18 protein-coding genes and 1 pseudogene are annotated in these 19,188 nt (G+C 71.7%); 12 read left to right on the top strand and 7 right to left on the bottom strand.

What is annotated here, in order from left to right; genetic code table 11:
• Both IY392_RS03765 and IY392_RS03760 read right to left on the bottom strand, forming a co-directional pair.
• Positions 1 to 231 (bottom strand): annotated as a pseudogene (locus tag IY392_RS03765) (hypothetical protein); the annotation flags it as partial.
• A complete protein-coding gene (locus IY392_RS03760) occupies positions 228 to 1,148 on the bottom strand; it encodes a putative nucleotidyltransferase substrate binding domain-containing protein (RefSeq protein WP_194860540.1) in 921 nt (306 codons plus the stop codon). The gene IY392_RS03760 and the pseudogene IY392_RS03765, both read right to left, overlap by 4 nt.
• 176 nt (positions 1,149 to 1,324) lie before the next feature.
• Here IY392_RS03760 and IY392_RS03755 point away from each other — a divergent pair, with 176 nt between their 5' ends.
• The 7 genes from IY392_RS03755 (at position 1,325) to IY392_RS03725 (ending at position 9,778) form a co-directional block, all read left to right on the top strand.
• The gene (locus tag IY392_RS03755; protein ID WP_107755306.1) at positions 1,325 to 2,896 is read left to right on the top strand and encodes an amino acid permease; all 1,572 of its coding nucleotides are present in this window, start codon (positions 1,325 to 1,327) and stop codon (positions 2,894 to 2,896) included.
• 4 nt (positions 2,897 to 2,900) lie between these two features.
• Complete coding sequence (locus tag IY392_RS03750; RefSeq protein ID WP_194860539.1) at positions 2,901 to 3,779, top strand: urea amidolyase associated protein UAAP1; 879 nt, start codon at positions 2,901 to 2,903, stop codon at positions 3,777 to 3,779.
• Between the two features lie 10 nt (positions 3,780 to 3,789).
• Complete coding sequence (locus tag IY392_RS03745; RefSeq protein ID WP_228548982.1) at positions 3,790 to 4,503, top strand: urea amidolyase associated protein UAAP2; 714 nt, start codon at positions 3,790 to 3,792, stop codon at positions 4,501 to 4,503.
• 40 nt (positions 4,504 to 4,543) lie between these two features.
• Entirely contained in the window at positions 4,544 to 6,526 is a 1,983-nt protein-coding gene (locus IY392_RS03740; RefSeq protein ID WP_194860538.1) for a 5-oxoprolinase/urea amidolyase family protein, read from the top strand.
• Positions 6,523 to 8,256, top strand: coding sequence for an allophanate hydrolase (gene atzF / locus IY392_RS03735; protein ID WP_194860537.1), 1,734 nt, complete (start codon positions 6,523 to 6,525; stop codon positions 8,254 to 8,256). Before IY392_RS03740 ends, atzF begins: the two co-directional genes overlap by 4 nt.
• A gap of 210 nt (positions 8,257 to 8,466) precedes the next feature.
• Positions 8,467 to 9,057 carry a hypothetical protein gene (locus tag IY392_RS03730; RefSeq protein WP_194860536.1) on the top strand — a complete coding sequence of 197 codons (591 nt, stop codon included), beginning with the start codon at positions 8,467 to 8,469 and terminating at the stop codon, positions 9,055 to 9,057.
• An 85-nt stretch (positions 9,058 to 9,142) separates the two neighbouring features.
• Positions 9,143 to 9,778, top strand: coding sequence for a hypothetical protein (locus IY392_RS03725; protein ID WP_107755310.1), 636 nt, complete (start codon positions 9,143 to 9,145; stop codon positions 9,776 to 9,778).
• Here IY392_RS03725 and IY392_RS03720 read toward each other — a convergent pair.
• A complete protein-coding gene (locus IY392_RS03720; RefSeq protein WP_107757903.1) occupies positions 9,753 to 10,379 on the bottom strand; it encodes an HD domain-containing protein in 627 nt (208 codons plus the stop codon). The two genes, IY392_RS03725 and IY392_RS03720, sit on opposite strands and share 26 nt — an antisense overlap.
• 124 nt (positions 10,380 to 10,503) lie before the next feature.
• Here IY392_RS03720 and IY392_RS03715 point away from each other — a divergent pair, with 124 nt between their 5' ends.
• A complete protein-coding gene (locus tag IY392_RS03715; RefSeq protein WP_194860535.1) occupies positions 10,504 to 10,812 on the top strand; it encodes a hypothetical protein in 309 nt (102 codons plus the stop codon).
• Between the two features lie 60 nt (positions 10,813 to 10,872).
• Here IY392_RS03715 and IY392_RS03710 read toward each other — a convergent pair whose 3' ends face one another.
• The 3 genes from IY392_RS03710 to IY392_RS03700 form a co-directional block, all read right to left on the bottom strand.
• Entirely contained in the window at positions 10,873 to 11,931 is a 1,059-nt protein-coding gene (locus IY392_RS03710; RefSeq protein WP_194860534.1) for an NAD(P)-dependent alcohol dehydrogenase, read from the bottom strand.
• A gap of 142 nt (positions 11,932 to 12,073) precedes the next feature.
• The gene (locus tag IY392_RS03705; protein WP_194860533.1) at positions 12,074 to 12,847 is read right to left on the bottom strand and encodes an SDR family NAD(P)-dependent oxidoreductase; all 774 of its coding nucleotides are present in this window, start codon (positions 12,845 to 12,847) and stop codon (positions 12,074 to 12,076) included.
• On the bottom strand, positions 12,844 to 14,352 hold the full coding sequence (locus tag IY392_RS03700; protein ID WP_194860532.1) for an NAD(P)/FAD-dependent oxidoreductase: 1,509 nt from the start codon (positions 14,350 to 14,352) through the stop codon (positions 12,844 to 12,846). The genes IY392_RS03705 and IY392_RS03700 overlap by 4 nt, the downstream gene beginning before the upstream one ends.
• A 100-nt stretch (positions 14,353 to 14,452) precedes the next feature.
• Here IY392_RS03700 and IY392_RS03695 point away from each other — a divergent pair, with 100 nt between their 5' ends.
• The 4 genes from IY392_RS03695 to IY392_RS03680 all read left to right on the top strand — a co-directional run bounded on the left by IY392_RS03695 (position 14,453) and on the right by IY392_RS03680 (position 18,625).
• Positions 14,453 to 15,490 (top strand): AraC family transcriptional regulator ligand-binding domain-containing protein, encoded by a 1,038-nt coding sequence (locus IY392_RS03695; RefSeq protein ID WP_309234000.1) that lies wholly within the window; start codon positions 14,453 to 14,455, stop codon positions 15,488 to 15,490.
• A 62-nt stretch (positions 15,491 to 15,552) separates the two neighbouring features.
• Positions 15,553 to 17,169 carry an AMP-binding protein gene (locus tag IY392_RS03690; protein ID WP_194860531.1) on the top strand — a complete coding sequence of 539 codons (1,617 nt, stop codon included), beginning with the start codon at positions 15,553 to 15,555 and terminating at the stop codon, positions 17,167 to 17,169.
• A gap of 40 nt (positions 17,170 to 17,209) precedes the next feature.
• Positions 17,210 to 18,193 carry an LLM class flavin-dependent oxidoreductase gene (locus IY392_RS03685; protein ID WP_309233999.1) on the top strand — a complete coding sequence of 328 codons (984 nt, stop codon included), beginning with the start codon at positions 17,210 to 17,212 and terminating at the stop codon, positions 18,191 to 18,193.
• 51 nt (positions 18,194 to 18,244) lie between these two features.
• Positions 18,245 to 18,625, top strand: coding sequence for a hypothetical protein (locus IY392_RS03680; RefSeq protein WP_194860529.1), 381 nt, complete (start codon positions 18,245 to 18,247; stop codon positions 18,623 to 18,625).
• Between the two features lie 38 nt (positions 18,626 to 18,663).
• Here the strand turns inward: IY392_RS03680 and IY392_RS03675 are convergent.
• Positions 18,664 to 19,188: adenosine deaminase (locus IY392_RS03675; protein ID WP_375292887.1), on the bottom strand; the 525-nt coding region annotated here is incomplete at its 5' end.

The following is a 19,188-nucleotide window of genomic DNA, read 5'->3' as shown; positions in this document are numbered from 1 at the left end:
CTCCAGCACGGATGTCCCTCGGATGAGGTAAGGGGTGCGTCGGGCGAGGATCCGCGGCCGGGGACGCCGGGTGGCCTCCGGGGGGAACGCGTTTCGGACGTGGAGGCGGATCAGCCGCCCCGGGGCCGCGCCGTCGACGAGGTCGAGGATCTCGTCGTCGTCCTCCTCCGGTCTCCACCCCTCCAGTGCCGAGATCGCCAGCATCGCGGTGGTGGCCGGGTGGCGGGTCACCCCGACTCCCGGAGTTCGCCGGTGGACCGCAGGTAGTCGAGGGTGCGCTGCGCGCCCGCGATCTCGCGAGCGGTGGAGCGCAGTCCGGCGCGCTCGGCGGTGGTGAGCGCGGACAGGGGGACCCGGTCGCTCCCGGGGCCGTCGGACCGGGCACGGAGGCGGACCTCCCACCGCAACCGGGCGGCGAAGCGGGTGGCCGCGCGCAGGGCCTCCCAGCGGTCGTCGGGCAGGACCCGGGGGTCGGCGGCGAGTTCGAGGCGTGCGTCGGTCGAGGTGACCGTCACCCCGGCCCGCAGCGCGGCCCACCGGGCGAGCTTGACGACCGGGGTGAGGACGCAGTGCTTGAGGTCGACGACCGGGTCCGACCGCAGGGCGCGGGTGAGCCGGGACGGCACCGATGCGCGGGTGGACAGTGCGTCGGCGAGGATGTCCGTGAGGATCACCGGATGGTCGGCCACGGCCCGGACGGCGATACGTGGCAGGAGTCCGGGGTCGTCGTGGTCGTCCGTCAACGGCCGGGCGTCGGACAGCAGTCCGAGGTGGACGACCCCCAGGTCGCGGGCGGGGGCGTCGGCCCACCCGTCGGCGGCCCGCGTCCATCCGGCGACGCTCCTGATCAGACGGGGATCAGCGGCCGAGGCGGGGGAGGTCTCGGCGAACCACGGTTCGTGCGAGAGATCTGTGGAGGCGACAGCGCGGCGCACCGTTCGGTCGTCGGGTCGACCGGGGTCGCCGGGATCGACGACGACGGCGAGGGTTTCCAGGTCACTCCCCGGGACGGCCTCCCCGCGACCCACCGATCCGGTGACCCAGACGGCAGGGGACACCGACGGACCCAGTCGCGCGGTGAGCTCGCGCCGCACCGCATCGGACCAGGCTCTCGCGCGCTCGTCTCGGGGGTCACGAGGGGTCGGCATGGGGGCATTCGATCATGCGGTCGGGCCGCCCGGCGAGGGGTGGGCGAAGGCGTGAGGGCCTGTTAATCGGATCGAAACACCGGGCAACCCGGGGGTCACACGCGATGGGAAAACTATCGGCAGACAGGAAATGGTCCCGGCGCAGCTCGGACCCCACCCCGAGAGGAGTCCCGGACATGAGCGATCCCTCCGGCCTCACCACCCCGGTCCCCACTGGTCGGAGCGACGCGTCCACCTCGGCTGCCGCACGTCGGGGCGACCACGACGACCTCGCCGACCTCGGTTACGACCAGCAGCTCCACCGCAGCCTCGGCACCTTCGCGTCGTTCGCGGCCGGGTTCTCGTTCGTCTCGATCCTCACCACCATCTTCCAGCTGTTCGGACTGGGGTACGGGTTCGGTGGACCGGCGTTCTTCTGGACCTGGCCGATCGTGTTCGCGGGCCAGTTCCTGGTGGCGCTGTGTTTCGCCGAGCTCGCGGCGCGGTATCCCCTCTCGGGAGCGATCTACCAGTGGTCGAGGCGGATGGGAGGCGAGATAATCGGGTGGTTCGGGGGCTGGTTCATGATCCTCGCCCAGATCGTCACCGCCTCGGCGGCGGCCATCGCGCTCCAGGTCGTGCTTCCCAGCATCTGGTCCGGCTTCCAGGTCATCGGCGACGACCCGGCCCTCACCTCACCCTCCGGTGCGGCGAACGCCGTCCTGCTGGGATCGGTGCTGCTCGTCATCACCACCACGATCAACTCCCTCGGCATCAGATGGATGGCCTACGTCAACAACATCGGCGTGACCTGCGAGATCGTCGGTGTCGTCGCGGTGATCCTCGCGCTGGTGACCCACGCCGTCCGCGGACCGCAGGTCGTCTTCGACACGGCGGGCATGGGGGACCAGCCCGGGTACATCTGGGCCTGGGTCGTCTCCGGACTCATGGCCGCCTACGTGATGGTGGGCTTCGGCTCGGCCGGTGAGCTGGCGGAGGAGACCGTCAACCCCCGCAGGGTCGCTCCGCGGACCATCCGGATGGCCCTGACGGTCTCGGCCCTCGGTGGCGGACTCATGATCCTCGCCGCGCTCATGGCCGCGCCCAGTCTCACCGACGGCCGGCTGGCCACCGAGGGACTGCCGTACGTCCTGAACTCGGTGCTCGGGAACTTCTGGGGCAAGGTGCTCCTCGTGGTGGTCGTCGTGGCCATCTTCATCTGCACCCTCGCCATCCAGACCGCGGCCACCCGGTTGATGTTCTCGATGGCCCGCGACGGGCGCCTGCCCTTCTCGGCGACCCTGTCCCGCGTCAACCCCCGCACCGGCACCCCGATCGCCCCGGCCGTGCTCATCGGCGTGTCCTGCATCGCGATCCTGCTGGTCAACATGGGCAACGCCGCCATCTTCGCGACCCTCGCCTCGGTGTGCATCATCCTCATCTACCTCGCCTACCTGTGCGTGACCGCGCCGCTGCTCCTGCGCCGACTCCGGGGATGGCCGAACGGCCCGCGCCTCACCGACGCCGAGGGCAAACCCCTGTTCTCGCTGGGCCGCTGGGGGATCCCCGTCAACGTCCTCGCCGTGGGGTACGGCCTGCTCATGACGGTCAACCTCGCCTGGCCGCGGACGGAGATCTTCGACCCCTCCGGGCAGACCCCGTGGATGCGATGGGCCGGCGTCCTCACCGTCCTCGCCGTGGTGGGGCTCGGAATCCTGTGCTTCCCCCGCGGTAAGACCCATCCCAAACCCGTCACGATCGGAGAGTGACCTGATGACCAGCACGACCGAAACCAGCATCACCGACAGCACGTCCACGACCTCGGGCGCCCGCCAGCACGCCCGCGCCCAGGCCGGCGCGATCACCGACGCCATGCCGGTCGTCCCGGCCACCGACTGGCCCCACCCACCGGCGGACGTGGCGGCCGACCGTCTCACCTGGGCGGAGTCCGTCCCCGGTGGCCGGTACACGGCGCTCACCCTGGCCCGGGGCACCCGGATCCGCCTCACCGACCGGGACGGCACGGCCTGTGCCTCGCTCATGATGTGGCGCGCCGACGCCCCCTGGGAGCGCCTCAACACCGCCGACACGGTCAAGGTCCCGTGGCAGGCCTACCTCGGGACCGGCCATCCGCTGCTCTCGGACCAGGGGCGGGTGCTCGCGACGATCGTCGCGGACGGCTCCGGGCACCATGACGCCCTGTGCGGCGCCTCGACGCTCGCCGGCAACATCGCCCGGTACGGGGCCGGGACACCCGAATCCGAGTCGCCGGCGGGGCGGGAGTTGTTGCTGCTGGCCGCTCTCAAGCACGGGTTGGCCGAGCGGGACCTGCCCCACACCGTGTCGTTCTTCCACGGCGTCCGGGTCGCGGACGACGGGGCGCTCGTGTCCACCGGCGGCGCCGGGGCCGGGGCGGCCGTCGACCTGGTCCTGCACCTGCCCGTCATCGTGGCCGTCGCGGTCGCGGACCATCCGCTCGACCCGTCGACGCGGTACCACGCCGGGAGCGTGGAACTGCTGGCCTGGAGCGCCCCACAGGACCTCGATGCGCTCGTCGCGGGCTCATTCCCTGGCGTCGAGGACGACCTCGAGTACCGGCGCGCCGTCGCCAACTCCGAGGCGGCCCACCGCGCCTCCACGCAGATCGACTGAGGAGAACCCCATGACACGTCTGACCGCCACCACCGAGCAGCCGACCACCGAGCAGCCGACCACCGAGCAGCCGACCACCGAGCCGCGGACCGGTGCCGCCGAGGACCTCGCGCTGGCCGGCGGGGCCGTGGTCGCCGACGAGATCGTCGCCGCCCGGGCCGCATGGTCCCGAGTCCTGCACCGGGGGCAGACCCTGACCATCGTGGATCTCGAGGGCAACCAGGCCGTCGACACCCTGTTCTACGACGCGCACGACCCCACCCGCCGCTACAGCGCCCCGGCGACCGTCGCCGCCCAGGGGTCGATCTTCCTGACCACGGACAGCGTCCTGCGGGACGACGCCGGCGAGCCCCTCGTGACGATCACGGCCGACGAGGTGGGCAACCACGACACCCTCGGTGGCGCGTGCTCGCAGGAGTCCAACACCCTGCGGTACGGCCACCACACCCGACACCAACACGCCTGCGTGGAGAACTTCCTCCGCGAGGGCGCCCGGCACGGACTCGGCAAACGGGACCTGGTCCCCAACGTCAACTTCTTCATGAACGTGCCCGTGGATCCCGACGGCACCCTCGGGATCGTGGACGGTCTCTCCGCGCCCGGCAAACGCCTGGCGCTGCGTGCCGACCGCGACGTGATCGTCCTGGTCTCCAACTGCCCGCAGATCAACAACCCGTGCAACGGCTTCGACCCCACGCCGGTGCGGATGATCGTCACCGCCTGAGCCCGCCGCCCGCGACACCGCCACCACAGGAGACGTCACCATGACCCGCCTCGAGATCCTCAACCCGGGACTCATCACCACCGTCCAGGACTGGCCCGGCCGCGTCGGGTACTGGGGCGTGGGCGTCCCGCCGTCCGGTGCGATGGACGACTACTCGCTGCGCCTGGCCAACACGGCCGTGGGTAACCCGGAGGGTGCCGCCGGCCTGGAGTGCACCCGGGGCGGCCTCAGGGTCCGGCCGGATGCCGCGGTCACGGTCTGCGTGGGCGGGGCGCACGTGCGGCCCACGGTGGACGGCCGCCCGGTGGCCCAGTGGAAGCCGGTCCACCTGGAGGCGGGATCCGTGCTCGACATCCCGGTGCTCGACGGGCCGGGTATGCGTGTCTACGTGGCGGTCGCCGGTGGCATCGAGGTGGAGGAGTATCTCGGGTCGTCGTCGACCTTCACCCTCGGGCGGTTCGGGGGACACGAGGGACGCACCCTCGCGACGGGGGACACCCTCGCCGTCGGGGAGCCCGGACCGGGCGAGCCGCGCCGGATCCTCGCCGACGAGGTCCCGGCCATCGGCCACCACTGGCACATCGCGGTGGCCGAGGGGCCGCACGGGGCACCGGAGTTCCTCACCCGCGCGGGGATGGACGAGCTCTACGCGGCCAGCTACACGGTGCACTTCAACTCGGACCGGACCGGGGTCCGGCTCGAGGGGCCACGACCGAAGTGGGCCCGACCCGACGGCGGGGAGGCCGGCCTGCACCCGTCCAATCTGCACGACAACGCCTACTCGGTGGGGGCCCTGGACTTCACCGGGGACACCCCGATCCTGCTCGGCCCGGACGGCCCGAGCCTGGGGGGATTCGTCTGCCCCGTCACCGTGGTCAGCGGCGACCGGTGGAAGCTCGGGCAGCTCGCGCCCGGGGACAACGTGCGGTTCGTCCGCGTCAAGGTCGACGCCGTCGGCGGCCGCACCGGGATCGCCGGTGCGCGGGGGGCCGGTCGCCCGTACGTCCTCGGTGACGGCGGTGACCGCGACGACGGCGTGCTGGGCCGCGGTCACACCGCCGACGGGGGGACCGAGGTGACCTACCGTCGGGGCGGCGACGACAACGTGCTGGTGGAGTACGGGCGCATGGAGCTCGACCTCGAGCTACGCGCCCGAGCTCACGCCCTGTATCTGCACCTTCAGGCGAACCCCGTGCCCGGTCAGCAGGACCTCACGCCCGGCATCCGCTCCCTGCAGGTCAAGATCACGCCCGGCCACAGCACGATCGGCGCCACCCTGGCGGCATTGCGGGAGGCCGAGGCGGCGTTGCCCGCCGCCGAGGACCTCGCGGTGTCGAGCAGACGCGTCCGGCTGCCGCTGAGCTGGGACGACCCCGCCACCAAGGAGGCGATCGAGAGGTACATGTACGGCGTGCGCGACGACGCCCCGTGGTGCCCGTGGAACATCGAGTTCATCCGCCGGATGAACGGCCTGGAGACCGCCGACGACGTCTACCGCACGGTCTTCGACGCCGAGTACATGGTGCTCGGGCTCGGGGACGTCTACCTCGGCGCCCCCGTGGCCACGCCGCTCGACCCGCGCCACCGACTGGTGACGACCAAGTACAACCCCGCCCGGACATGGACCGCGGAGAACTCCGTCGGCATCGGCGGTGCCTACCTGTGTATCTACGGGATGGAGGGGCCGGGCGGTTACCAGTTCGTGGGACGCACCACCCAGGTGTGGAACCACCGTCACCCCGAACCGGCGCCGGGCTTCGACCCCGAGCACCCGTGGCTGCTGCGGCACTTCGACCGCATCTCCTGGTACCCCGTCACCTCCGAGGAACTGGCGGACCTCCGCGCCGACACCGCCGCCGGACGAGGCCGCGTCGACATCACCGACGACACCTTCTCGCTGGCCGAACACACCGCGTTCTGCGAACGGGAGGCCGAGTCGATCGCCTCCGCCAGACGCCGGATGGAGCACGCCCGCGCCGAGGAATTCTCGCGCTGGGCCGCCAGTGGGGAGCTGAGCGCATGAGCACCGAGACGACCGGGACCGACCTGAGGGCACGCGCCGAGGCGGAGGTCGACCACGTGTTGGAGCGACTGGCCGAGGCCGACCGGCCCGAGGTGTTCATCCAGGTCCGACCGCGTGAGGAGCTGGTGGACGACATGACGGCCTCCCTCGCCGCGGGGGGCCCGCTCGCCGGGATGACACTGGCGGTCAAGAACAACGTCGACGTGGCGGGGGTGCCCACCACCGCCGCGTGCCCCGGGTTCGCCTACCTGCCCGATCGGGACGCGGTGGCCGTCGCGCGCCTCCGCGCGGGCGGAGCGGTGGTGCTGGGGGTGACGAATCTCGACCAGTTCGCGACCGGCCTGGTCGGCACGCGCAGTCCGTACGGGGCCGTGCGTGCCGCGCACCGCCCCGACCACGTGTCGGGCGGGTCGAGCTCGGGATCGGCGGTGGCGGTGGCGTTGGGGATCTGCGATCTGGCGATCGGCACCGACACCGCCGGGTCGGGCCGCGTCCCGGCCGGGCTCAACGGGGTCGTGGGCATCAAGCCCACGCTCGGCGTCGTCTCCACCGACGGGGTGGTCCCCGCCTGCGCGAGCTATGACTGCGTGACCATCCTCGCCCGCGACGTCCGGACCGCCGCCCGCGCGACCGGGGTGATGGCCGGCGGGGAGGGAACCCGTCACTGGCCGACCGACACGCCGCTGGACGCGGGACCCGGCGCGACGATCGCCGTTCCGCGTGAACTCGTGGCCATGGCCCCGGGGTGGGCGGAGGCGTTCGCCGACGCGGTCGACCGGGCCCGCGCGCTCGGGTACCGGGTGGTGGAGATCGATCTCGGGCCGTTCCTCGCCGCGGCGAGGCTGCTCTACGACGGCGCGCTCGTGGCCGAGCGCTACGAGGCGGTCGGTGACTTCCTCGACTCCGCCCTGGACGCGGACGCGGGCGTCGACCCGACCGTCCGCGCCATCATCACCCCGGCCCGCGGGATCGCGGCGGTCGATCTGCTGCACGACCGCCGGGAGGTCGAGGCCCTGCGCGCCGAGGCGGTGGCCGAACTCGATCGTCTCGGCGCGGCCGCGCTGCTGGTCCCCACCGCGCCCTTCCACCCGACCATCGCCGAGGTGGAGGCCGATCCGATCGCCCTCAACAGCCGTATGGGGACGTACACGAACTTCTGCAACCTCTTCGACCTGTGTGCGGTGGCGGTGCCGACCACCGAGATCGACGAGGGGGACCGTGGAACAGCGCGATTCGGCGTGACCGTGGTGGGCAGGCCGTTCCACGACGGGCCGGTGGCCGACATCGCCGCAGCCCTGTCCGGGGAACGGAGATCCGGCGCGGAGCCGTTCGTTCCGTGGCCGCTGAGCGCGGGGGCGCCGACGGTGGACCTGGTCGTGTTCGGCGCCCACCGTCGCGGGGGCCCTCTCGAACACCAGCTCATCAGCAGGGGCGCGGCCTGGCGCGGGCCGGTGCGGTCCAGCGCCGACTACCGGATGTACCGCCTGGCCACCGAGCCGCCCAAGCCCGGGGTCCTGCGGCATCCGGACGGCGCTCCACTGCTCGGCGAGAGGTGGAGCGTCTCCCCGGCGGCACTCGGTACATTCCTCGACCAGTTGCCCAGGCCGATGCAGCTCGGCCGCGTGACGTTGGCGGACGGCACGGAGGTGGTCGGTTTCGGCTGCGAACCCACCGCCGTCACCGCGGAGGCCGACGACCTCACGGACCTCGGGGAGTGGCCGATCGGGTGAGCACGCGGGACTCGGCCCGGGGGCGGGTCGCGACGGGGCCGAGAGCGACGCGGAGGCCTGCTACCTTCCCTACAGAACTGTACGAGCCGTCCGGATCCGGGCCGGCCGTAGCGGGGGAGTGGTCCGATGTCGTATGGCTGGGATGACGGGTCCGACGGACCGCGCGAGAGGTGGGGGCGGCAGGGTTATCGGCCTGAACCGCGGCGCTCCGTGTCGGGCGCGGTGATCGCCCTGGTCGCGATCCTGGCGGTCCTGGGTCTGGTCCTCCTCGGCGCGCTCGCCTACCTGCTCCTCCGACCCGGGGGGATGACAGGGGAGACCTCCGGTCGTGCCTTGACGACCTCCTCGACGTCCTCGACCCCTTTGTCCGACTCCGCGCTCCCACCCGTGACCGAGACGGCGTACGCCACTCCGACCGAGCGCGAGACCGTCACGGTCACCCGGCCCGCGCCGGGCGCCCGGGCTCCGCAGGGGTCCTCGGGATACCCGACGGGAGCCGACGCCTCGGGGTGGACCGACAACCGGCAGGCCCGCTGCAACGCCGGCGACCCGGCCGTGATGATCGGCCGGACCACCCAGGCGGCGTTCTCGATCTGCGTCAATCCCGACAACGGTCGGTACTACTACCGCGGGTCGTCGGGTGGCGCGGGCGTCGAGGTGGACGACCCGGTGGTGGCCGGGGGTTACGCGTGGGTGTCCAACAACGACGTCGTCTACTCGATCGATGCCGGTGGGATGGAGATCTACGAGGGCGGTGTCCTGCTCTCCTCCCAGCCGATGGTGGAGTTCTGGGCCGGGTGAGGTGGCCGGGTCGACGGCCCGCGGCGGATACGCTGGGGGTCAGGTCCCGCACCCGTCGCGACCTCGAACAGTGAGGTGAGCGCCAGTGAGTCAGCTCGTGTCCTTCTACGAGACCGCGCCGGTCACCGACAGGCGCGGGCTGCTCACCGACGTCATCCAGCGGCCCATGCAGGTCAGGTCGGGATATGACGTGGTCGAGGGCGAGGTGGTCCCGCGGGTGGTCTACGTGCAGGCGCCCATAGAGGGCCGCCCGCTGCTGGTGCCGTTCGGCCAGTACGACGCGTGGAGCCTGCGGCAGCGCTTCGAGGAAGCCTTGAGAGTGATGAACACCCTGGGAGCCTGCGAGATCGAGTGCGCCACCTACAGCGCCCGCCGCAACGCCGTCGCCGCGCGCGTGGGGGTGGGCCCGATGGCCGGGTGGGGCAAGGTGACCCGCACCCAGAGCACGGACTTCGACTACTCCTTCTCGGGTTCGGGGGCCTCGCCGCGCGACCCCGGGCCGATCCGCTGGACCAACATCCCCGGACTGGACGCCGCCAAGCAGTCGGTGCTGCTCAACGGCGGCCGGCGCGTGGAGATCACGATCGAGTCCGAGTCCGAGTTCGCCGCGGACTCGGACCTCGCCCGGCGCCTCAAGTCCGCCGGGCTGGTGCTCGGACTCGAGGGGCGCACCCAGGCCAAGACCCTGCTGCGGATCAAGGCCGAGTTCCCGGCGGTGTGACCACTCTCCCGCCGTCCGCCGGCGCCAGGGCCGCGACGTCGTCCACCGCCCGGCGGAGCTCCCGCGAGGCCGCGCAGTCCCCGAGGCGTCGGGCGACCGCATCCGAGATCGACCGGTAGAACCACAGCTTCTCCTGCGGACCGGCGTTGAAGAGCCCCCACATGTCGTCACCCAGTCGCTCGTGGGCGGCGACCATCGAGCGCAGATTGTGGATCTTGTCCGCCGCCGAGATGAGCAGGCACTCCTCGGAGTCCTCCGCGAGCGCGGCGAGGTACCCCTCCTTGCGTACCCGCCAGGGCGGGGTCGTCTCACCCGCGGTCTTCTCCTCCGAGACGCCGCGGACGAGCTCGGTGACCCGATCGCCGAACTCGGCGGTCATGTCATCGGCCGAGTAGACCGACGGCGGGACGTCCTCCAGGACATCGTGCAGCAGCGCGGCCACCGCCACGTCCGGGTCGTCGGTGAAGTCGGACACGATCATCGCGACCGCCACGGGGTGGGCGATGTAAGGCGTCGGGTCGTCCTTGCGTGTCTGGCCGGCGTGGCAGCGGGCCGCGACCGCGAGCGCGCGGTCGATGGCGGGGGTCCAGGTCAGGGACATCGTGCTCTCCTCGGGGATGGGACCGGCCGGTCGGGTGGAACCAGCCGGTCGGGCGGAACCGTCCGACGAACCGGGGACGTCGTACCTCATGACCGCCACTCGACCACGACGACGAGGTGAGCATATGCCTGACGGGACGATCAGAGCGGACGCGGACAGGATCGCCTCTGCCGTCACGGTGTTCCGCGAGTCCGGGGAACGCATCGTGGAGGTGACGTTCCCCCATGTGGCGGAAGGGGTGGCGGCCGCGTTGCCCGGGGGGTCGGCGATCGCGTCCGCTCTCGACCGGGCGTGTGGCGCCGCGGCGGTGTGCGCGACCCGCAGTTCGGGGCGCCTGACCGGGCTGGCGGACTTCGCCGAGCAGGCGCACCGGTTCCTGGAGGCGCGGGACGAGGACTTCGCGGACCTGCTCGCGCAGGTCGCCCCGCGGTGAGTCAGGCCCGTGAGTCCCCGCCCCCGTGAGTCCCCGTCCCGGGGGGTCGGGTGCGGTCGGTCAGAACGTCTTGGCGTCGATCACGAAGCGGTAGTGCACGTCCGACCGGACCACGCGGTCGTAGGCCTCGTTGATCGTGTCCGCCGAGATGAGCTCGATCTCGGCGGTGATCCCGTGCTCGGCGCAGAAGTCGAGCATCTCCTGGGTCTCGGGGATCCCGCCGATCATGGACCCGGTCAGGATCTTGCGGCCGGCGGCCACGGACCCGGCCCGCACCGACATCGGCTCGGTCGGGATCCCGATGTTGACCAGCGCCCCGCGCGGCTTGAGCAGGGCGAGGAACCGGTCCATCGGCAGGTTCGCGGACACCGTGTTGAGAATGACGTCGAAGGTGCCGCGGAGCTCGCGCAGGGTGGCCTTGCCCTCGTCACCGGCGGTCGCGTAGTGCTCGACGGCGCCGTAGCGCAGCGAATCGTCCCGCTTGGAGGTCGTCTGCGACAGGACCGTCACCTCGGCCCCCATCGCCACGGCGAGCTTGACGCCGACGTGTCCGAGCCCTCCCATACCGAGCACGGCGACCTTGGTGCCCGGGCCGACGTTCCACTGCCGCAGCGGCGAGAACATGGTGATCCCCGCACACAGCAGCGGCGCCGCCGAGGCCGGATCGAGGCCGTCCGGGACGGACACCACCATGGGCTCCTCGACCACGATGTGGGTCGAGTAGCCGCCGTTCGTCACCGGACCCTCGGGGTCGCCCTCGGGCAGCGGCGAGCCGTAGGTCGCGATGGCCCCCCGCTCGCACTCCTGCTCCTGGCCCGCGGTGCAGGACGAGCACTCGTGGCAGGCACCCACCAGGCACCCGACGCCGACGCGATCGCCGACCGCGTACCGGGTGACCTCGGAACCGACCTCTTGGACGGTGCCAACGATCTCGTGTCCGGGCGCCACGGGGTAGGCGGTCCGGCCCCATTCGCCGCGCACGTGATGGATGTCGGAATGACAGATGCCGGCGTACTCGATCTCGATGAGCACGTCGGCCGGCCCGGTGTCCCGACGCCGGATCGTGGTCTTCTCCAGAGGCGCGTCCGGTGCGGTGGCGGCGACGGCGGCGACGTCCATGTGATCTCCCTTGGGTCGAGCGGGTGGCGGAAAGGCTGTTGATCGCGTGTCCCGCCACACTAGAGGCGATCGCGTCGCCCCCGCTCGTCCGTCACGTCAGGGGTGGTCACGTCCGGCGTGATCGCCGCCGGCGGACAGCGGCTCAACCCCTCCGCTCGACCACCCGTCCGATGAGACGGGTCCCCGCCAGGAAAGGGATCCGGGTGAACCGCTTGGAGTACCACGTCAGCGTGCGCAGCGCGTCCGGGGTGATGACCAACCGCCTCGCCTGGATCGCCCGGACCGACCTCGCGGCGACCTTCTCCGAGGTCAAGGGGGTCTTGGAGAGGAGCATGCGCGCCGCCTCGTCCGCCTTCGGGTCATCCCCGGACAGCGAATCCGCGAGGCCCGAGCGGAAGAACAGCGGGCAGATCACCGAGGTGGAGATGCCGCGGGGCCGGAGCTCGGCGTCGAGAGTCTCCGCCAGTGCGACCGCGGCCGCCTTGGTCGCGTTGTAGGCGCCCATGGACGGCGCGTGGACCAGACCCGCGGCGGAGGCGGTGATGACGACCCGCCCGCCACGGCCGAGCGTGGGGACCATCGTCCTGCACCCCCGGACCACCCCGAGGAGGTTGATGTCCACGATGCGCTTCCACGTGTCCATGGAGGTGGCCTCGAGCCGGCCACCGACCGCGATGCCGGCGTTGTTGATGAGGATGTCCAGCGAGTCCACGGCACGCGCGGCGGCGGCCCAGTCGTCGTCGTCGGTCACGTCGAGCCTGCGGTAGCTCCACTGGCCGGAGAGGCCGGTCACGGCGGGTGGGGCCTCGGCGTGCAGGTCGGTCAGGATGACCTCGTCGCCGGCCGCCAGGTACTCGCGGGCGAGCGCCAGACCCAGCCCCGAGGCGGCGCCGGTGATGAAGACGCGGCGGGTCATCGGACGGCCTCCTCCGGGATCTGCGCGTCGAACGCCATGTCGCGACGCTGGTCACCGAAGGTCAGCTCGGGGATCTCGGCGAGGTAATTCTGTACGTAGGTCCAGGGACGGTCGGTTCCCTGCCTCGGGAAGCGGTGCACGCCGCGCTGGACATACCCGGCGTCGAGGTCCAGGAGCGGCCGATCGCCCTTCACCTCGGGAGGGATCGGCGCGTAGATCTTCTCACCGTTCTTCTCCCCGGCCCGCCACAGCTTGACCATGTAGCGGGAGACCATGTCCGCCCGCAGCGTCCAGGAGGCGTTGACGTACCCCACCGTGAAGCTGAAGTTGGGCACGCCGGCGAGCATCATCCCGCGGTAGGTGGTCAGGTCGGCGAGGTCGAGCTCGCGGCCGTCGATGCTCAGGGTCCCGCCGCCGAAGGCCTCGAGTTCCAGACCGGTGGCGGTGACGATCACGTCGGCCTCCAGTTCCACTCCGGACTGCAGACGGATCCCGCGTTCGGTGAACGTGTCGATGTGACCGGTCACCACCCGAGCGCCCCGCTGCATCGCCCGGAAGATGTCCCCGTCCGGGGCCTTGCACACCCGCTGGTCCCAGGGCTTGTAGGACGGTGTGAAGTGCTCGTTGATCTGTGCCCGCGAGATGTAGCGGCCCTGCAGGGCCCGCAGCCCCTGCGTGAAGGCCCAGGGGAACCGCCGGGCGACGACGTACTGCACCATGTCACGGGCGCCGTGGGTGAACCGCGCGGCGCGATAGGCCGCCTGCGTCGGCAGGACGCGCTTCCACACGGCGCTGATGGTGTCCTTCTCCGGGAGGGGCGCGACATAGCTCGGGGTCCGCTGGAGCATGGTGACCTCGGCGCCGAGCTGCTCGAGAGCCGGAACCAGGGTGACGGCGGTGGCGCCGGACCCGATCACGATGAATGTGCGTCCGGCGTAGTCGACGCTCTCAGGCCAGTGCTGGGGGTGGATGATCTCGCCGGCGAACGCCTCCTCCCCCGGGAAGTCGGGTCGGAAGCCGGCCGAGTGGGAGTAGTACCCGGAGCCGAAGTGCAGTCGGCGGGTCCACACCGTGCGCTCAGTGGTCGTCCCGTTCTCGGTCCGGACGCTCGTGACCCTCCACAGACCCTTCTCGCCGTCCCAGTCGGCGTTCCGGATCCAGGAGCGCAGATGGAGGCGGTCGAGGACGCCGCACTCCCGGGCGGTGTCCCGGATGTACTCCTTGATCTCCTCGCCCTGGCCGAGGGTCGAGGAGTGCGGCCAGGGGCGGAACGGGAAACCGAACGTGGCCATGTCCGAATCCGAGCGGATGCCCGGGTAGCGGAACGTGTGCCACGTCCCGCCCAGGTCGTCCTGGGCGTCGTGGACCTCCCACGACCAGTGGGGGAAGGCGCTGCGGACGTGGTGCGCCAGGTCGATCCCGGAGATGCCGGCGCCGACGATGAGGAGATCCAGCGGGTTCTCGGGTGCGCCGGCCGGGGGGCGGCGGTCAGCTGAGACTGTCATGGAAAGGACGATAGCCCCGATCCTGCTCGACAAGTTGCCGTAAAGCGCCAAGAGGTTGCTCTATCGCGCCAACTGGCGGACAGTGTTCGCTGTGGCATATGTGCGATCTGCGGGCCTGCGGGGCGTCCGGACGGTGATCGACGAGCTCGGAGGCGACGCCGACGACCTGACGCTGCGCTGTGGCTTGCCGGCTGGCGCCCTGGACAGTGACGAGATCCTCGTGCAGGATCTCGCGATCGGGCTCCTCCTCGAGACCGCGGCGGTGGAACTGCGCTGTCCCGATTTCGGCCTGCGGGTGGCGTTGCGCCAGGATCTGGGTCTGCTCGGACCCGTGGCCGCCGCCATCCGACACGCGCCGACCACCACCCGGGCGTTGGAGATGACCTCCAAGTACCTGTTCTTCCACGCCCGCTCACTCGAGATCACCGTGGTCTCCGATCCGGAGGGGGACCCCGGCGTGTTGGGGGTGCGGTTCGGCTACCGCGACGACGCGGTCGCCCTGCCGCCCCAGGCGGTCGACATGGTCCTGCTGTTCCTGCACCGGTCCATGCTCGCGCTCCTCGGGGGAGAATACGGACTGCTGTCGGTCGAGTTGCCGAACGCGCTCAACACCGCACCGGGCCGCTATCGGGAGCTCTTCGCCGCCCCGGCCAGGCCCTTCGCGGCGTCCGCGATGCTGCGCGTCCCCGCCGTGCTCCTCGGTCGGGAGATCACCGGCGGCGACCTGGTGGCCCATGAGCTCGCCCTGAGCTACCTGGACCAACACGGCCCCGCGCGCGACCAGACCTACACCGAGCGGACCAGGGCACTGCTGCTGCGGTCCCTCGACACCGGGACCTCGACCCTCGGCGACGTCGCCGGGCTCCTCTCGGTGTCCCCGCGGACCCTGCAGCGGCACCTCACCGGGGAGGGCACCTCGTTCTCCGCGATCCGGGACGAGGCGCGCCGAGACGTGGCCGCTCGGCTGCTTGCCACGACCGAGATCCCCCTCTATCAGATCGCCTCGGCCCTGGCGCTGGACGACGTGACGACGTTCAGTCAGTACGCCCGCCGGTGGTGGGGGGTCACGGCCAGGCAGTTCCGGGCGGACAGGAGAGGGACGGGTGTCGCCGGGCGATCGACGATCGGACTTTCCTGACGAGTGTCAGCTTGTCCCGCTATGATCTGGGTCACACCTTCTCCGCGCCCCCGAGGACCCCCATGGCCGACACCGTTCGCGAACAACTCCGCCGTCACGCCGATTCCGACTCCCCGGCGATCCGCTACGAGGACCTCACCGTCAGCTGGCGCGAGTACGTCTCCGCAGCCGACCGCCGCGCCGGTGCCCTGGACGCGATGCTCGACGACACCCGGCCCCGGCATGTGGGCACCCTCCTCGAGAACACCCCGGAGATGCTCTACGCCCTCGCCGCCGGCGCTCTCGGGGGCGTCGTCGTCGCCGGCATCAACGCGACCCGGCGCGGCGAAGGGCTGGCGCGCGACATCAGGCGTGCGGACTGCCAGATCCTGCTCACCGACTCCCACCTCGCACCCCTGCTCGACGGACTGGACCTGGGGGACGTCACGGTCATCGACACGGATTCGGACGAGTGGGCGGCCACCGTCGCCGCCTCGGAGCCTCCGCCCGATCCCCCGGCGGTCGATGCCGGCGACCCGTTCATGCTCATCTTCACCTCGGGGACCTCCGGCGACCCGAAAGCGGTCCGGGTGGGGAACTTCACGGTCACCATGTCGGGGGAGGCGCTCGCGCCGTCGTTCGAGCTCACCGCCGATGACGTGCTGTACCTGTCCATGCCCCTGTTCCACTCCAACGCCATCATGGGAGGCTTCTCGCCCGCGATCGCCGTGGGCGCCACCATGGCGCTGGCCCGCCGCTTCAGCGCGACCCGCTTCGGGGACGACATCCGCAGGTACGGCGTCACCTACATGAACTACGTGGGCAAGCCGCTCGCCTACATCCTCGACACCCCGCCCCGCCCCGACGACGCCGAGACCACCCTCCGTGCGGCCTTCGGGAACGAGGCGGCGGCCAAGGACATCCCCGCGTTCGCCGAGCGCTTCGGCTGCACCGTCAGGGATGCCTACGGCTCCACCGAACTGGCGATCATCGTGGTCCGGACCGAGAACTCACCGCTCGAGTCGATCGGCGAGCCGTTCCCCGGTGTCGCGGTGTACGACCCGGTGACGGGGACCGAGTGCCCACGGGCGGTGTTCGACGACACCGGGGCGGTGGCCAATCTCGACGAGTGTGTGGGCGAGCTGGTCAACACCGAGGGGGCGGGCTTCTTCGCCGGCTACTACAACAACGAGCAGGCCACCTCGGAGCGGATGCGGGACGGTATGTACTGGTCGGGCGACCTGGCGTACCGGGACGCGGACGGCAACGTGTACATGGCCGGTCGCAGCGGCGACTGGCTGCGGGTCGACGGGGAGAACATGGCGGCCGGCATCGTCGAGGAGATCGTCCTCCGCCATCCCGCGGTCTCTCGGGCGGCGGTGTACGGACTGCCCGACCCCCGCGGCGTCGGCGACCAGCTCGCCGCGGCCGTGGTGGTCCGCCACGACGGCGAACTCGACCCCGCCGGTCTCGAGGAGTTCCTGGCGGACCAGCCGGATCTCTCACCCAAGGCGTGGCCGCGATGGGTCCGGCTCTCCGACGCCCTGCCCACCACCGCGACCAACAAGATCCTCAAGCGCGAACTGATCCAGGACGGCGTCGGCGGCACCAGCGGCCGCGACGACACCTGGTGGGAACGGGAGGAACGAGGCACGTCCTACTCGGTGCTCGCCGACGCCCGCGCGGGCACCGCGTCCTGATGGACCACCTCTTGATGGACCCCGCCTGATGGTCTATGTGGTGACCCGCTTCGACTTCCGCGCGCCCGGCGCGGACGCGGCCGAGCGGCGGGACCGCTACCGCGCCGCCCTCGACATGGCCCGGTACGCGGAGGAGACGGGCCACGACGCCGTCAACCTCTCCGAACACCACGGGTCGGAGGACGGCTATCTCCCCTCGCCGCTCGTCGCGGCGGCGGCGGTCGCCGCGGTGACCGAGCGGATCCAGATCGCGGTGTGGGCCCTCGTCGCGCCCCTCTACGACCCGGTCCGGCTGGCGGAGGACATCGCCGTCCTCGACCACGTGGCATCCGGGCGGGTGAGCTTCACCTTCGGCCTCGGGTACCGGCCGGTCGAGTACGCGATGCACTCCCGGGACTGGAAGGGGCGGGGTGCCCGCCTCGAACGGCAGTTGGAGACCATGCTCGCGGCGTGGGCGGGGGAGCCCGTCGGAGACGATCCGGTCGACGGTTCGCGGCGCGCCGTGGTGACACCGCAGCCGTTCTCGTCCCCGTACCCGCTGGTCTTCCTCGGTGGCGGCGGCGCGGCCGCCCGGCGGGCGGGACGGCTCGGGATGCACTACCAACCACAGCTCGACGATCCCGCGCTCACCGAGCTCTACCGCGCCGAGTGCCGCGCGAACGGGCACGAACCCGGGCTCGTGGTGGCCCCCGTTCCCGGCCCCGCCGCGGTGTTCTGCGCCCACGACCCCGACGATTTCTGGGACCGCTACGGCGGGTACCTCCTCGCCGATGCCGAGGCCTACCGGGCCTGGCAGACGGGGCCCGGTCGAGGGTCGTTCGTGCACTCCGACGCCCGCTCGGTGGGTGAGTTGCGCGCCGAGGGGGTGTACCTGGTGGCCACGCCTGACGAGCTCGTCGACCGTGTCCGCACGCGCGACCTGCGTCTGATCACGAGCCACCCGCTGTGTGGCGGGATGCCCGTCGCCGCCGCGTGGGAGTCGCTGCGGCTTGTGGGGGAGCGGGTCCTGCCGAACGTCCGCTGAGGACGCGCCGACGACCGCCGGCCCCTCGCGGGGGGCCGTAGTCTCGTGCGAATGGGAAACGACACGACACGCGCCGTCCGGTACTGGTCCATGCCCGCCGCGCTGGGGGCGATGGGCGCGCTGCACTTCGTGGCACCCCGCCCCTTCGACGGGCTGATCCCCCCGGAGCTGCCCGGACGCGCCCGGGCCTGGACCTACGGGTCAGGCGTGGCCGAGATGGCGGTGGCGGCGCTGCTGGCCGTGCCGCGGACACGGGCCGTGGGCGGGGCGGCGGCAATGGCCCTGTTCGTGGGGGTGCTCCCCGGGAACGTCCAGATGGTGCGCGCGTGGCGTTGCAAGCCCGTGTGGCCGTACCAGGTGATCGCGTGGGGTCGCCTGCCCTTGCAGGTGCCGATGATCCTCGCGGCCGACCGAATCCGCCGCGGCGCCTGAGCGGCATTGACGAGCACCCACCGTGACCGTGGTCGGGGTCACCCGGGCTGTTCGGCCTCGTGCTCCCAGTCGTCCACCCGTGCCAGGGCGTCGAGCTTGAGATCGGCGGGAGCGAAGGACGAGTCGATCGACGCCCGTGCGCACCCGGCGAGGCCCGCCTCCGGTACGTGCATCCGCTCGTGCGCCAGGACGTACTCGTCCACCACGTCGACTCCGAACAGCAACGGGTCGTCGGCGCCGATCGAGCAGCGCACCCCGGCGTCCAGAAGTGTGGGCAGCGGGTGCTCGGCGAGTGTGGGATACACGCCCAGGATGACGTTCGAGCTGGGGCAGACGTCAAGGCAGACCCCGCTCGCGGCGAGCTCCTCCACCACCCGGGGGTCCTCGACCGCCCGGACGCCGTGCTGGATCCGGTCGACGCCCAGGCCGAGTGCGGATCTCACCTCCTCCGGACCGGCCAGCTCGCCGGAGTGCGGCACGACACCCAGACCGGCCTCGCGGGCGATCGCGAAGGCCTCCGCGGCACCGGCCACGGGGTTGCCACGCTCGTCGGCCACGAGGCC

The organism is Dietzia sp. SYD-A1, from assembly GCF_015356725.1.
GTDB lineage: Bacteria > Actinomycetota > Actinomycetes > Mycobacteriales > Mycobacteriaceae > Dietzia.
The sequence above is the reverse complement of the archived record's forward strand: the minus strand, read 5'-3'. Positions and strand labels throughout refer to the sequence as shown.

Excerpts from the sequence above, each read along its gene's own strand:
- IY392_RS03740 (WP_194860538.1), top strand. The coding sequence starts at position 4,544 with ATGACCCGCCTCGAGATCCTCAACCCGGGACTCATCACCACCGTCCAG.
- IY392_RS03750 (WP_194860539.1), top strand. The coding sequence starts at position 2,901 with ATGACCAGCACGACCGAAACCAGCATCACCGACAGCACGTCCACGACC.
- IY392_RS03690 (WP_194860531.1), top strand. The coding sequence starts at position 15,553 with ATGGCCGACACCGTTCGCGAACAACTCCGCCGTCACGCCGATTCCGAC.
- IY392_RS03720 (WP_107757903.1), bottom strand. The coding sequence starts at position 10,379 with ATGTCCCTGACCTGGACCCCCGCCATCGACCGCGCGCTCGCGGTCGCG.
- atzF (WP_194860537.1), top strand. The coding sequence starts at position 6,523 with ATGAGCACCGAGACGACCGGGACCGACCTGAGGGCACGCGCCGAGGCG.
- IY392_RS03755 (WP_107755306.1), top strand. The coding sequence starts at position 1,325 with ATGAGCGATCCCTCCGGCCTCACCACCCCGGTCCCCACTGGTCGGAGC.
- IY392_RS03710 (WP_194860534.1), bottom strand. The coding sequence starts at position 11,931 with ATGGACGTCGCCGCCGTCGCCGCCACCGCACCGGACGCGCCTCTGGAG.
- IY392_RS03680 (WP_194860529.1), top strand. The coding sequence starts at position 18,245 with ATGGGAAACGACACGACACGCGCCGTCCGGTACTGGTCCATGCCCGCC.
- IY392_RS03700 (WP_194860532.1), bottom strand. The coding sequence starts at position 14,352 with ATGACAGTCTCAGCTGACCGCCGCCCCCCGGCCGGCGCACCCGAGAAC.
- IY392_RS03745 (WP_228548982.1), top strand. The coding sequence starts at position 3,790 with ATGACACGTCTGACCGCCACCACCGAGCAGCCGACCACCGAGCAGCCG.
- IY392_RS03760 (WP_194860540.1), bottom strand. The coding sequence starts at position 1,148 with ATGCCGACCCCTCGTGACCCCCGAGACGAGCGCGCGAGAGCCTGGTCC.
- IY392_RS03715 (WP_194860535.1), top strand. The coding sequence starts at position 10,504 with ATGCCTGACGGGACGATCAGAGCGGACGCGGACAGGATCGCCTCTGCC.
- IY392_RS03705 (WP_194860533.1), bottom strand. The coding sequence starts at position 12,847 with ATGACCCGCCGCGTCTTCATCACCGGCGCCGCCTCGGGGCTGGGTCTG.